The following is a 13,626-nucleotide window of genomic DNA, read 5'->3' as shown; positions in this document are numbered from 1 at the left end:
CCTTATTTTAGAGAATTAGTGAAATTTTATTAAAAGCGATAAAAGCCTCAGCAATTGTTGAGGCTTTTTATTTTTGCTATCTTTAAGTGAATTGTATAATAATATGCATATAATTTTATTTGTTTTCATACTCTTTTTTTCAATATTAAGCTATGGTCAAAGTGAAAACCTGGTTGATATTACTTGGCGTTGCACAAATATTGTAATCAACGGAGATATTATAGAAGCACCTAGCAATGATGAAGTTGTAAGGGTTGTTCTACAGATGATTCAAGATAATGACACAGACACAGATGATTTTGCAAGTAATGTATGCAACAGTTTTACTTCTAGTGACGGTATAGTTACATACAACGACCCAGAACCAACATTCTCAGTTTCTGCATTTACTCAAACATTGAGCATTTGTGGATATGCTGAAAATGACTTTTTTGAAAACAACTATTTTGGCTTTTTTTATGATAATACAAATATTCCTTTATCATATGATATAAATAATGTAAATGATCTAAATACGTTAACTATTACAGCAGCTAATGGAGATACTGCTAATTATGAAGAGTTTGTTTTGAGCATAAAAGACAACTCATTAAAACAGACAAGCATATCCCCTAATCCTGCAAAAGAAAAGATTAATATAAATTCTAACATTAATATTATTGATAAAGTCGAAATATACTCAATAACAGGTCGTATTATAAAATCATTAAATCAACCTAATTCTGCCATTGATATATCAAATATTTCAGAAGGAATTTATATTATCAAAATCTTTAGCTCTAATAGTTTTATCATCAAACGCTTTGTAAAAAACTAAACTGCCACAAAAGCACTTTTACAACTTTATATTACTAATAATAATGCTAAATTTGCAACCTATTATAGTTAATATATTATCAATGTATAGAAGTCATAATTGTGGTGAATTAAGAGTTACTCAAATTAATACAGAAGTTACACTTTCTGGTTGGGTTCAAGGAATAAGAGATAAAGGATTTATGATATATATCGATTTACGAGATCGTTATGGTATCACACAATTGTACTTTGATGAAGAGCGAACTGCAAAAGACATTATAGAAAAAGCGTCAAAATTAGGACGTGAATTTGTAATTCAAGTAAAAGGTACTGTTATTGAACGTGCTTCTAAAAATCCAAATATCCCAACAGGAGATATTGAAGTTTTAGTTTCAGAACTAAACGTATTAAATGCCTCTTTAGTTCCACCTTTTACCATTGAAGATAAAACAGATGGAGGTGACGATTTACGTATGAAATATCGCTACTTAGATATTCGTCGTAATCCGGTAAAAGAAAGCCTAATCTTTAGAGCAAAAGTAACTCAAGCTGTTAGAAATTACTTATCTAATGAAGGCTTTATTGAAGTTGAAACACCGTATTTAATTAAATCTACACCAGAAGGTGCACGTGATTTTGTAGTGCCATCTCGTATGAATGAAGGTGAATTTTATGCACTTCCACAATCACCTCAAACCTTTAAGCAGTTGCTTATGGTTGGCGGTATGGATAAATATTTTCAGATTGTTAAGTGTTTTAGAGATGAAGATTTACGCGCAGACAGACAACCAGAATTTACACAAATAGATTGTGAAATGGCGTTTGTTGAGCAAGAAGACATTTTAAACGCTTTTGAAGGCTTAACACGTCATTTGCTAAAAGAGGTTAATGATATTGAAGTAGAAAAATTTCCTAGAATGCTCTACGAAGATGCGATGCGTTTATACGGAAACGATAAACCAGATATTAGATTTGGTATGGAATTCGGTGAACTAAACGAAGTAGCCCAGCACAAAGATTTTAATGTTTTTAACTCTGCAGAATTAGTAGTTGGTATTGCAGTACCTGGTGGAAATTCATATACAAGAAAAGAGATTGACAAACTCATTGATTGGGTAAAACGTCCACAGGTAGGAGCTTTGGGAATGGTTTATTCAAGATGTAATGATGATGGTAGTTTTAAATCTTCGGTTGATAAATTTTACGACCAAGAGGATTTATCTCAATGGGCAGAAGTAACTGGAGCAAAACCTGGAGACTTAATTTGTGTACTTTCTGGAGAAACTAATAAAGTGAGAACTCAATTAAGTGCCTTACGTATGGAATTGGCAGAACGTTTAGGCCTCAGAGATCCTAAGGTGTTTGCACCACTTTGGGTTATCGATTTTCCATTATTAGAATTAGATGAAGAAACTGGTCATTATCATGCCATGCATCATCCCTTCACCTCTCCAAAACCAGGACAAATAGAATTGTTGGATACAAATCCTGGAGACGTAAAAGCTAATGCTTACGATTTAGTATTGAATGGTAACGAAATTGGAGGAGGATCAATTAGAATTCATGATAAAGCTACTCAAGCTATTATGCTAAAACATTTAGGCTTCTCGGAAGAAGAAGCAAGAGCACAATTCGGATTTTTAATGGATGCCTTTGAATATGGAGCTCCGCCACATGGTGGTTTAGCTTTTGGTTTAGATAGATTGGTAGCCATTTTAGGAGGGCAAGAAACAATTAGAGATTTTATAGCGTTTCCTAAAAATAATTCTGGACGAGATGTAATGATTGATGCACCTGCACCAATTGACGAGGAACAACTAGAAGAACTGAGTCTAAAACTTAATTTAAAATCATAATATTCTAATCCTGCTTTCGCAGGATTTTTTTATTAATTTTATAGAATTAATCTTAAAATTAAAAGCCTATTTCGCAAATTTTTAATTTCGAAATGGATATATTTCTGAGTGTCAACTTATATTTATAAGTGTAAACAAATCATTAAATGAAACCTATTCACGTCATCACACTCATAGCTTTCTTGGCTTCTATAATAAGTATCACTTGCGGATTAATATTAGATGTTGAATATGCTCCAAAGCTTGTTGGATTTGGTGTTGTAGGTTTATTTCTAGTAGTTTTTCCACTATTTTCATACTACCGATGGAAAGGAAAAGATGTTAAGGATTATATGCTTACCAAAGAAAACCTTGACAAAATGAGAGAAAATCAGAAAAAGAATAAGATTTAGTTTCAAAAATATAGTAATCGAAAAAGATGTTGTTAATCCCTCTATTAACAGTGTTTCTCGTACAAGATGAGAAATTAATTTTAACTCATTAACTGTCAATATTTTAAAATAAAACAATTTATTAACATTGGCGTTGATTAAAATATTATCTTTGCACTTTAATTTTATATTTATATTTATAATGACTGGAACAGTTAAATTTTTTAATGATTCAAAAGGATTTGGATTCATTACCAACGAAGAAACAGGAAAAGACATCTTTGTACACGTATCAAACCTTAATGGCGTAGAATTACGCGAAGGTGATAACGTAGAGTACACAGAAGAAGAAGGAAGAAAAGGAATGGTAGCTGCAAACGTGCAGGTACTGTAAGTATATATCTTATAAGTTTCAACGCTCAACCCATGGTTGAGCGTTTTTTTTTGTTCTAATTTTTGGCTGATAAAAAGCTTATTGGTAAATCGTTTTTAACAATCTTAACAATATAATAAGGCTGTGTCATTACAGTTGTTGCCATACCTTCTGGCGATTTATGACTTATATTCACTTCAATATTTTCGGAATTTGAAGCTATATCTAATTCTATACTATGACCACCTGTTGATTTTACCTCATCAAAAACAGCGACAACTCTATATTTTGAAAAATCGATTTCTGATTCAGAAAATCCACCAGATATTTTGTTAACGCTGTTCATTCTTGCCATTAAATCTTGCCAATCACTATCGTTTGTAATTACACTATTTTGTTTTTCAATACCTTCTTCACCTGAGCCATAAAGATTACCTTTAGAAATTAAGACAATGTCTTGCTCTCCCATCTTTTCTTGATTTTGAGTCGATTTACAGTTTAATACAAATAGTAGTATGAGTATTGCAAAAGTCTTATTTATCATAATGCTCGATTTTAATTCAAGTTGCGTTTTTCGATAAAAAAACGCTTCAATAATGCCGAAGCCTCCTCGGCCAGAATTCCACTTAACACTTCTGTTTTAGGATGTAATGTTGTTCCTAAAGCTTTAAAACCTCTTTGCGTATCTGAAGCTCCATAAACTATTTTAGAAATCTGACTCCAATACAATGCGCCAGCACACATTTGGCAAGGTTCTAAAGTGACATATAAAGTGCACTTATTCAAATACTTTCCACCTAAAAAATTTGCTGCAGATGTAATGGCTTGCATTTCGGCATGTGCAGTTACATCATCCAAAAGTTCAGTAAGGTTGTGTGTTCTTGCAATAATTCTATTTTCTACTACAATAATAGCACCAACAGGGATTTCACCTTTTTCAAAAGCAACTTCAGCTTCCTGAAGTGCTTTTCTCATAAAGTATGTGTCATCAAATGGATCTATCATATAAAAGTTAGAAATTCAAAATCAACTAGTTTTTAACAATTTTTTCGTTATAGCTAAAGGTATCACCTATGATGTTTAGAATATAGAGTCCAGATTGTAATTGACTTGTATTTATTGTAATCGTACTACTTAATTCCCTTTGTGTTTCTAAAACTATACGGCTATTTATATCTACTATAGTAATTAAAACATCTCCTAAGTTATTACTAGTTGAGATTGATAATTCTGTTTGTACAGGGTTTGGGTATATACTTAAGCTATTCTCAGTAAACTCATCAACACTTAAACTAGCGCAATTAGCCAATGAAGGATCACTGGTTGGTGGCAGTGTAAAATCTTCTATTTGATCGCTTCGGTTATTAGCATCACCTTGTTGTGCTCCAAAACCTAATCCACGAGCAGCAAATATTTCCCAAATTAAACATTGATCTACTCCACCGGTTGTTGCCATATCAGCTGCTAAAAGTGCGTCTCTGCCATCTACAAAACCTGGACCACATGGTTGTAATTTTAGACCATCTATAACTAGTTTCATAACTTTGTTATTACCACCATTTCCGTTATACAAATCAGAATCAAAACCATATTTATCTATGTATGCCCATGTTAAATCCCATAATGCAGTTGCCCAAACAAACCCAATACCATGAGGCTGAGCTAACGTGTTTGATGCATTATATGTGAAACTATTCTCTGAAAAATTTGCAGTATAACGCGCTGGTCTTATACCTCCTCCTGTAGTAGGTTGACTTATAGCAAAAGTTCCTATACCTCTTCCGTCATCAGGTAAATCCGCTGCTGTCATTGTTATCATAAGCCCAAACCAGTCTGACCAGCCTTCACCCATTTGCTCATTGTTTTGTAAGCAACCTGCTGCAGATGGACCACCAGTTAATCGATTTGAAATTCCATGACCATACTCATGAGCTATAATTCCATTGTCAAAATCACCATCTATAAAATCAGTTAAATCAGGTCCTAATAAACTGGCTGTTATACTTTCTCCATTAATTAGAGCAGCAATTAATGCTTCTCCTGTATCTTGTGGTAACATTATTGAAGGTATAGATACTGAATTTCCGACTGCACCAGGTCCCATAACAATAGGATCACCTGGCTCATTATTAACTACAATCGCTGCAATTGCTCCAGCATTTTCAACAGCTAGTACTTTTACACCAAATTCACATGTTCCGCGTCTTAAGACTGCAATGTTACCATTAAGTGGTCCTGGATTAGTAATAGCTTCACAAGCATCATAAATATCAGTACCAGAATCAGTTGCCAAAATTAAACTAGATGTAAGCGGTGTTGAAGATAATTGTGCGCCAAATGCAGCACTTACACCATCATATAGACCTGCTAAACTCCCATTTTGAATTTCAACTCTGTCCGAAACTCCAACGCCTGGAGGAGACCATAAAAACATTTGCATTCTTGGATTTGAGCCATCTGGTGGTGTTCCAAAATTAGCATTATTAAACCCACTACCATCTTGAGCATCAGCAAAAACAAAATCATCTCCAATCCCTAGACCACTATAATTTGTTTTTTGAAAATTTCCTGAACTCTCATCAAATCCATGCTGAAACCATATATCGTGCATCATATTATTTAGATAGAATAAGTTTGTGATTGCAGCTTCTTGATTGTCTAATGGTGATAAATTAAAATCTAGTGGAAAGTCAAAATTTAATAACGCTGTACCATCGGCTGAAAAACTAACTCTAGAATTATTTCCATCTATATCTTCTTTTGCCCAAACATTATTACCTCTTGCGATTGTATAATCCGCACCTAAAATTCCGTCATCATCATGCCAACCAAATGGAGATGCATTAGGATTTGCCGGCTCTGTAACTATTTGTCTTGGACCATGGTTCGGACTCTCTAATGGAAGTGGATAAACATTATAACTAGATCCATCTACTAAAATAGAATTGGAAGACGTAAATAAATCGTTATAATCTAATTGACTTGTATGCTCTGAGTGGTTATGATCTTTTTCAAAAGTACAGGTTAAAATCAAATCATTATACTCTATGATTTCATTGGTAACAGCATTAACTCTCACACTCCACCAATGTTTATTGTCTTTGGCATAAATAATCATATCCCATGCTAAAATTAGACTTTCACCTTGTTTAACATATACCAACTCAATTGGAATATTTTCTGAAGAAATTCCTGAATTTGAGAACACATATCGATTTACATCGCGCTCTAACTCCTCTATATTTTGTAGGCCATCCAATTCAAGCTGGGTCGCGACTTTTTGAATAGCAGAAGTCGGCGAAAAAGAAGGTGACGTAGAACTAATTCTGTCAGAAATATTATTTACAAATCTATTTGAGTAGTAAAAGACTTTATTATCCTTAACTGCAATGCTAGAAATAGCATTAAAAATTCTAATGCCCTGATAAGTCTGATTAACATATACCTGAGTTAAATCCGTATTCTCTGAATAATAAGTATCAGTTACTACTAACTCTTCAATATCTTGATCTTGAAAATTGAAATCTGACTTATTATCTTCTAAATAATCAATTATTATTACTCCATATTCTGAAGATTGAAGATTGTTTTGACCAAATACAGATGAGATTGGTAATAACAATAGGAGTAGCAATGCAAAGCAAGTATAGTTTTTTATCATAGCGGGTAATAAATGTTTAAAAGTCAGTCGTAAAAACGAGCTTAACTTATTTTCTTTTCTCCAAAAATAGGGAATCGTTCCGGATATTGGAAACACTTCGTGCGTTGTAATGAATAGGTTTACATTTTTCTTCTAATTCATTTATTAAATCTCGTATTTTTACGAAGTGAAAAATTCACTTTTAAAACATATCAATCTCCCGGAAGATTTACGTCAACTTAAAGCAGATGATCTACCTCAACTCGCCAAAGAGCTACGTAATTTCATCATTAATATAGTTGCCACAAAAGAAGGTCATCTTGGTGCAAGTCTTGGAGTCGTAGAACTCACTATTGCACTACATTATATTTTTAACACTCCTGAAGATCAATTGATTTGGGATGTTGGTCACCAAGCCTATGGTCATAAAATACTAACTGGTCGCAAAGCCATTTTTGAGACCAATAGACAACTCAATGGTATTAGTGGTTTTCCAAAACGTAGTGAAAGTAAGTATGATGCTTTTGGAGTTGGTCATTCCTCAACCTCTATTTCTGCAGCTTTAGGTATGGCAATCGCATCACAACTAAAAGGAGAAGATAAACACCATGTTGCTGTAATAGGAGATGCATCTATAGCTAGTGGTATGGCTTTTGAAGGTTTAAATCATGCTGGTGTAACAGACGCAAACTTACTAGTTATTCTAAACGATAATGCCATTGGTATTGATCCAAGTGTTGGTGCTTTAAAGCAATATTTAACCAATGTTAAAAAAGGAACTGAGAAACAGGATAATATTTTTGAAGCTTTAAATTTTGATTATTCTGGTCCTATTGACGGTCATGATTTACCATTATTAATTTCAGAGTTAGAGCGTTTAAAATCAGTAAAAGGCCCAAAGTTTTTGCATGTGATTACCACCAAAGGCAAAGGCTTAAAACAAGCTGAAGAAAATCAAGTAAAATATCATGCCCCTGGGAAATTCGATGCTGATACAGGTGAACTTATTTCAAAATCTAGCTCTAGCCAGCAACCACCAAAATATCAAGATGTCTTTGGTGAAACAATTGTGGAACTCGCTTTACAGAATGAAAAAATTATTGGTATTACACCAGCCATGCCAACTGGTAGTTCTTTAAAATATATGATGGAAGAAATTCCAGAACGTGCTTTCGATGTTGGTATTGCAGAACAACACGCAGTTACTTTAGCTGCTGGAATGGCAACACAAGGACTAATTCCGTTTTGCAACATTTATTCCACCTTTTTACAGCGTGCTTATGACCAAGTAATACATGATGTTGCTTTACAAAAGCTACCTGTTGTTTTCTGTTTAGACAGAGCTGGTTTAGTTGGTGAGGATGGGGCGACGCATCATGGTGTATTCGATTTAGCATATTTAAATTGCATTCCTAATTTAGTGATTTTTGCACCTAAGGATGCTATTGCGCTTAGAAATATAATGTACACAGTTCAATTGGGAATTAATTTTCCTATTACTATACGTTACCCTCGTGGAAGAGGTCATTTATTAGATTGGAAGCAACCTTTTAAAAGAATTGAAATAGGAAAAGGGAAATGTCTTAAAGAAGGTAAACGAATTGCAATTTTAAGTATTGGTACAATAGCTAAAACTATTGAAGATGTTATTACTTCTATAGAACAAAAAAATGATATTGGACATTATGATATGCAATTTGTAAAGCCTTTAGATGAAACATTACTGCATAATATATTCAAAAAATATGAAAGTATAATTACTATTGAAGATGGAACAATAGTTGGTGGGTTTGCTAGTTCTGTATTGGCATTTGCTAATACCAATAATTACAAGCAAAAAATAATAATTCTGGGAATTGAGGATGAATTTATTGAACATGGCACTGTAAACCAACTAATGAGACTACAAAAATTGGATGCTCAATCAATAAAAAGGGCAATTGAAAATTTATTCGTCTTCCTCGACGCCATCAACAATAGCTAAATCTGACTGGTCTTCAACTTGTTCTACTTCAACTTTTTGATAAGTAGAAGATAGTACTTCATTTGTATTAGAAATATCATCTATCATTAACAGGCAAGTTACAACGACAAAGAATATAACTAAACCACCTAATATATTATTTTTCATAAGTAGGGTTATTTAAAGTTAATTAGCAAAGCAAATAAAAACAAAATATCGTTAAAAAACAAAATTATTCGATAAAATGTATAAAATTATAAGATATTACCTTTTAACTTTTGGTGCAGAAGCATCGCATTTGTATCGGATAGTTTAGAAATGTACAGGCAAATAGCTAACAAATTTTGATATAAATTATCTGCAGTGAGGTTAACTGTTTCTGGTAAAACATTCAGTAATAATCGATCATAATTAGAAAGATTACCTTCAAAATAATTAAATGCCATTTTTCCATAAGCATTCAACAGCTGATTCAATATTTCGTAACCAGCAATTTCCTTATTAATCACTTCTTTAGATTGGTAAACATTATTTATACTTATATCAATAATATCTTTAATCTGAGCTTTATACTGACTAGCATCTAATAAAGCAGTTTCAAATTCACCTGCTAAAATTCTATCTTCATTTTTCATAAAGATTGAGGCTGCTTCATCTATTAGTGTTCCAATAGCCAAAGCGCGTAAATAACTAACACGGTCTTCAGTAGTTCTTAGTTCAGAATATTTCGTTTTGTTTATATTCTTTACTAAAGTTATTAAATACTCTAAGGCATATTCTTCTTGTATAAGTCCAAGATTAATACCATCTTCAAAATCGATAATGGTATAACAAATATCATCAGCAGCTTCAACCAAGAACGCTAATGGATGCCTTTGAAAACTTAAATACTCATCACTGCGTTTAGTTAAACCTAGTTCAGAGGCGACTCCATCAAACATTTGTTTTTCACTTTGAAAAAAGCCATATTTTTTATCTGCAATATGGTTAGAAGGTTTTTTAGGTAAGGATTCCTTTGGGTATTTCATAAATGCTCCTAAAGTCGCATAACTTAATCTTAATCCTCCTTCTCTACCATGTCTACTTTCAGTAAGAATTTTGAAACCATTAGCATTACCTTCAAAATCACATAAATCTTGATATTCTTTATCAGTTAGGTGCTTTTTAAAATGTACTCCTTCTCCAGCCTTAAAATAAGATCCAATAGCTTTTTCGCCAGAATGTCCAAAAGGTGGATTACCAATATCGTGGGCCAACGCTGCTGCTGCGACTATAGCTCCAAAATCATTCATTTTATAGCCATGTACATTTTCTAAATGAGGATGTTTTTTAAGTAATAATTGTCCAACTTTTCGTCCTAAAGATCTGCCAACGACACTAACTTCTAAGCTATGAGTTAAACGTGTATGAACAAAATCTGTTTTAGATAACGGAACCACTTGTGTTTTATCCTGGAGGCCTCTAAATTCTGAAGAAAAAATAATACGATCGTAATCTACCTCAAAGCCCAAACGAGTTTCATCTTGTTCCTTTCTAAGTCTTTTATTGGTGTCGCCAAAGCGTTTTAAAGATAATAATTGCTCCCAATGCATATTCTAAAATTAAAGCATGCAAGATATGTAAATTGGTATACAATTGATTACAAAAAGCTTAGTAGATTCTAAAATTCCCATGTTATGTAATTGTTTCCTTAATGTCAATTGGGTTAATATTAAGATAACAGTAAACTAACCTTTTGATTACAAACGTTTAACTTTTGTATAACCTGCAAACAAGGTAATCGTAGTTTCTTTGCACCGTCGATATTAAAAGAACTAATGAGAAGACTACAATTACTATTAATTTTATTTATTTCAGCAATATCTTTTGCACAGAATACTGGATCAATTAAAGGAAAACTAACTGATAAGGAATATAATAATGAACCTCTTCCTTTTGCCAATGTATTAATAAAAGGAACATCTGTAGGAACAACTTCTGATATGGATGGCCTCTATATGTTTGAAGATCTAGAAGTGGGCTCATACACCATAGTATTTAGTTTTGTTGGTTACGAAACACAAGAAATAAAAGTAAATGTGGAAGCTGATAAGGTTACTATACTAGATGTTACTATGGGAGCTAGTGCAGCGACTCTTGAGACTGTTGTATTAGGAGACGTTTCGAGAAAAAAAGAAAGTGAAATAGCTATTTTATTAGAACAAAAAAAGGCAGCAACAACTCAGACTAAAATAGGTGCTGTAGAACTGTCTAAGAAAGGAGTTGGTGATGTTTCTACAGGATTAACAAAAGCAGCAGGTATCTCTAAAGAGAGTGACAAACTTTATGTAAGAGGTTTGGGAGATAGGTACAATACTGCTTATTTAAATGGATTACCAATTCCGTCATTAAATCCTAAATTAAAATTATTAGACCTAGGTATATTTCCAACTAAAATTGTAGAAAACCTAGGGATATTTAAAGCTTATTCTTCACATCTATATGGTGATTTTGCAGGTGCGAGTGTAGATATTAATACCAAAGATAGTCCTGGAAAAAAATTGTTAGAAATTGGTTTTGGATCTGGTGTAAACACAACAGCAATCTCAAATGATTTCTTTTTACTAGATGGTGGTAAATATGACTTTTACGGTTTGGATGATGGATCTAGATTCCCAACCCCTTTATTGAATATTCCTAATTATACTTACAACAGTAACGATGTTGAGTATTATCCATTTAAAACAGGCTTTAATCCTGAACAACGTTTAGATGGACCGAATGTAAACGCAAATATTTTAGCTGGTCATAGTTTTAATACAAGCGACTCAAGTAAGTTAGATTTGCTTTTATCTGCTTCTTTTAGTAATGGACACGAATCTACAATAAATGGTTTTGAAACGGTTTATAACTCGCAAGGAGAACTAGATCAAGGATCTTATTTATTTAATTACGATAGATACAGATATAAAACAAATACGACTGTTTTAGGAAGTGCTTCTTTTAAGTGGAATTCTAATAATACGATTACCTCTACAACATTATTTGTTAATGATACTGAAGATGAATTAAGAGAGTTTACTGGTGTTTCTGGTGAAAATACAGAACTGAATACTTATGTAAGACGTGGAACTTTTCAACAAAACAACTTATTTACTCAGCAATTAACTGGTAATCATAAATTTGAAGATGGCAAATATGAAATCAATTATGGTGGAGCGTATAACAAAGCTTTAGGTTATGTGCCAGATAGACGTCAATTATTCTTTTCTGAGCGTCAAGATGGATCTATTGTTTTAGGAAACTTTAGAAATACTAATGATAGTGACAACCAACGTTTTTATCAAGAATTAAACGAGGATGATTTCTCTACAAATATTTCTTTTGATATCAATTTCTCAAAAGACGAAGACGATGTCTTTAAAAATAAACTAACCCTAGGCATCAATACAAGAGCCAAAGAACGTGATTTTGAAGCCAAACAAATTAACTACATCTTTGATGCAAACAATACAGTTGTTGAACTTAATAATCCTGATGCATTTTTAAATGAGCAAAATCTTTTAAATGATGTTTACAATGTCATTGAAGTAACACGTCCTCAAAATGCTTACGAAGCAGACTTAAATACACTCGCGAGTTTTGCACTTTTTAAATGGCAAGTTTCAGAAAATGTACTGGTTAATACCGGATTAAGAGTTGAGGATTTTGAACAAAATGTATTTTATAAAGATCCTGTAACTAGTGATGCTTCTACAGGTACTATTGACGAGTTTTTTGTACTACCAAGTTTAGATATAAAGTATACACTTAATGAAAAAACTAACCTTCGTATAGCCGCAAGTAAAACAATTACATTGCCTCTATTCACGGAAATAGCACCATTCTTAGATGAAGATGTTAATGAATTTACGATTGGCAATCCAGATCTTAAAAATTCGGACAACTACAACTTCGATATCAAATACGAATTCTTCCCTAGAAATGGAGAAGTCTTTTCCGTAACTGCATTTGGAAAATATCTAGATCAGCCTATTGAAAAAATAAGAATTGCGTCTGCAAACAATAATAACTCATTTGTAAATTCAGATAATGCTAAGATATTCGGTGGTGAAATAGAATACAGACAGCAATTAAATAACATTTTCACAAATGAAGATGATGAAAGTGCATTGAGTAACTTATCACTTGGATTAAATGCAACCGTAATGTATACCAAAGTTGTTATTGACCCAACTGTTACAGTTTTAAATGCTGCTATTGCACCAACAAACTTAGAACGCAAACTACAAGGTGCATCACCTTATATTTTTAATGCAGATATTAATTTTTCTAAAGAATTCGGAAAACATAATATCTCTACAACTCTAGATTTTAACTACTTCGGAGACAGAATATATTCTGCAGGTGGTAATGGTGTAGGAGATATTTTTGAGAAAGGATTCGGAACTTTAAACTTCAACTTTAAAGATACGTTTAACGAGCATTGGGAAATTGGCTTATCCGCTAAAAACCTTCTTAATCCAACAATCGATAGATACCAAGATCAAGAAGACATCAATCAAGAACTTACAGTGAGTTCATATCAGATAGGTTCAAACATAAGCCTAGGATTTACATATAAATTTTAATCAAAAAATAAAACA

At 32.7% G+C, this 13,626-nt stretch carries 11 protein-coding genes; 6 read left to right on the top strand and 5 right to left on the bottom strand.

All coding sequences use genetic code 11. From position 1 onward, the window contains the following. Positions 1–103 precede the first annotated feature (103 nt). The 4 genes from Q0822_RS07180 to Q0822_RS07165 all read left to right on the top strand — a co-directional run bounded on the left by Q0822_RS07180 (position 104) and on the right by Q0822_RS07165 (position 3,419). Positions 104–817, top strand: coding sequence for a T9SS type A sorting domain-containing protein (locus Q0822_RS07180; protein WP_299121921.1), 714 nt, complete (start codon positions 104–106; stop codon positions 815–817). Between the two features lie 82 nt (positions 818–899). Next, positions 900–2,654: an aspartate--tRNA ligase gene (aspS, locus tag Q0822_RS07175; RefSeq protein ID WP_299121919.1), complete on the top strand. Its 1,755-nt coding sequence runs from the start codon at positions 900–902 to the stop codon at positions 2,652–2,654. A gap of 146 nt (positions 2,655–2,800) precedes the next feature. Continuing rightward, the gene (locus Q0822_RS07170; protein WP_299121917.1) at positions 2,801–3,046 is read left to right on the top strand and encodes a hypothetical protein; all 246 of its coding nucleotides are present in this window, start codon (positions 2,801–2,803) and stop codon (positions 3,044–3,046) included. Between the two features lie 181 nt (positions 3,047–3,227). After that, the gene (locus tag Q0822_RS07165) at positions 3,228–3,419 is read left to right on the top strand and encodes a cold shock domain-containing protein (RefSeq protein ID WP_008269621.1); all 192 of its coding nucleotides are present in this window, start codon (positions 3,228–3,230) and stop codon (positions 3,417–3,419) included. Positions 3,420–3,474: 55 nt separating this feature from the next. Here Q0822_RS07165 and Q0822_RS07160 read toward each other — a convergent pair whose 3' ends face one another. The 3 genes from Q0822_RS07160 to Q0822_RS07150 are packed head-to-tail and all read right to left on the bottom strand — an operon-like array spanning position 3,475 to position 7,059. Then, a complete protein-coding gene (locus tag Q0822_RS07160) occupies positions 3,475–3,942 on the bottom strand; it encodes a protease complex subunit PrcB family protein (RefSeq protein ID WP_299121915.1) in 468 nt (155 codons plus the stop codon). 11 nt (positions 3,943–3,953) lie between these two features. Continuing rightward, entirely contained in the window at positions 3,954–4,403 is a 450-nt protein-coding gene (locus Q0822_RS07155) for a nucleoside deaminase (protein ID WP_299121912.1), read from the bottom strand. A 25-nt stretch (positions 4,404–4,428) separates the two neighbouring features. Then, positions 4,429–7,059, bottom strand: coding sequence for a T9SS-dependent M36 family metallopeptidase (locus Q0822_RS07150; RefSeq protein ID WP_299121911.1), 2,631 nt, complete (start codon positions 7,057–7,059; stop codon positions 4,429–4,431). Between the two features lie 166 nt (positions 7,060–7,225). Between Q0822_RS07150 and Q0822_RS07145 the strand changes: the two genes are divergently transcribed. Next, positions 7,226–9,022 (top strand): 1-deoxy-D-xylulose-5-phosphate synthase, encoded by a 1,797-nt coding sequence (locus Q0822_RS07145; RefSeq protein WP_299121909.1) that lies wholly within the window; start codon positions 7,226–7,228, stop codon positions 9,020–9,022. Here Q0822_RS07145 and Q0822_RS07140 read toward each other — a convergent pair. After that, entirely contained in the window at positions 8,987–9,169 is a 183-nt protein-coding gene (locus Q0822_RS07140; protein ID WP_299121907.1) for a hypothetical protein, read from the bottom strand. The genes Q0822_RS07145 and Q0822_RS07140 overlap by 36 nt on opposite strands. 86 nt (positions 9,170–9,255) lie before the next feature. Next, entirely contained in the window at positions 9,256–10,593 is a 1,338-nt protein-coding gene (locus tag Q0822_RS07135) for a deoxyguanosinetriphosphate triphosphohydrolase (protein ID WP_299121905.1), read from the bottom strand. Between the two features lie 225 nt (positions 10,594–10,818). Between Q0822_RS07135 and Q0822_RS07130 the strand changes: the two genes are divergently transcribed. Continuing rightward, positions 10,819–13,611, top strand: a complete 2,793-nt coding sequence (locus tag Q0822_RS07130) for a TonB-dependent receptor (protein ID WP_299121903.1) — start codon at positions 10,819–10,821, stop codon at positions 13,609–13,611. Positions 13,612–13,626: the final 15 nt, after the last annotated feature.

This window comes from uncultured Winogradskyella sp., assembly GCF_947496485.1.
Lineage (GTDB): Bacteria > Bacteroidota > Bacteroidia > Flavobacteriales > Flavobacteriaceae > Winogradskyella.
This window is presented reverse-complemented; position numbering and strand designations above follow the sequence as displayed.

Excerpts from the sequence above, each read along its gene's own strand:
- Q0822_RS07180 (WP_299121921.1), top strand. The coding sequence starts at position 104 with ATGCATATAATTTTATTTGTTTTCATACTCTTTTTTTCAATATTAAGC.
- aspS (WP_299121919.1), top strand. The coding sequence starts at position 900 with ATGTATAGAAGTCATAATTGTGGTGAATTAAGAGTTACTCAAATTAAT.
- Q0822_RS07170 (WP_299121917.1), top strand. The coding sequence starts at position 2,801 with ATGAAACCTATTCACGTCATCACACTCATAGCTTTCTTGGCTTCTATA.
- Q0822_RS07165 (WP_008269621.1), top strand. The coding sequence starts at position 3,228 with ATGACTGGAACAGTTAAATTTTTTAATGATTCAAAAGGATTTGGATTC.
- Q0822_RS07160 (WP_299121915.1), bottom strand. The coding sequence starts at position 3,942 with ATGATAAATAAGACTTTTGCAATACTCATACTACTATTTGTATTAAAC.
- Q0822_RS07155 (WP_299121912.1), bottom strand. The coding sequence starts at position 4,403 with ATGATAGATCCATTTGATGACACATACTTTATGAGAAAAGCACTTCAG.
- Q0822_RS07150 (WP_299121911.1), bottom strand. The coding sequence starts at position 7,059 with ATGATAAAAAACTATACTTGCTTTGCATTGCTACTCCTATTGTTATTA.
- Q0822_RS07140 (WP_299121907.1), bottom strand. The coding sequence starts at position 9,169 with ATGAAAAATAATATATTAGGTGGTTTAGTTATATTCTTTGTCGTTGTA.
- Q0822_RS07135 (WP_299121905.1), bottom strand. The coding sequence starts at position 10,593 with ATGCATTGGGAGCAATTATTATCTTTAAAACGCTTTGGCGACACCAAT.
- Q0822_RS07130 (WP_299121903.1), top strand. The coding sequence starts at position 10,819 with ATGAGAAGACTACAATTACTATTAATTTTATTTATTTCAGCAATATCT.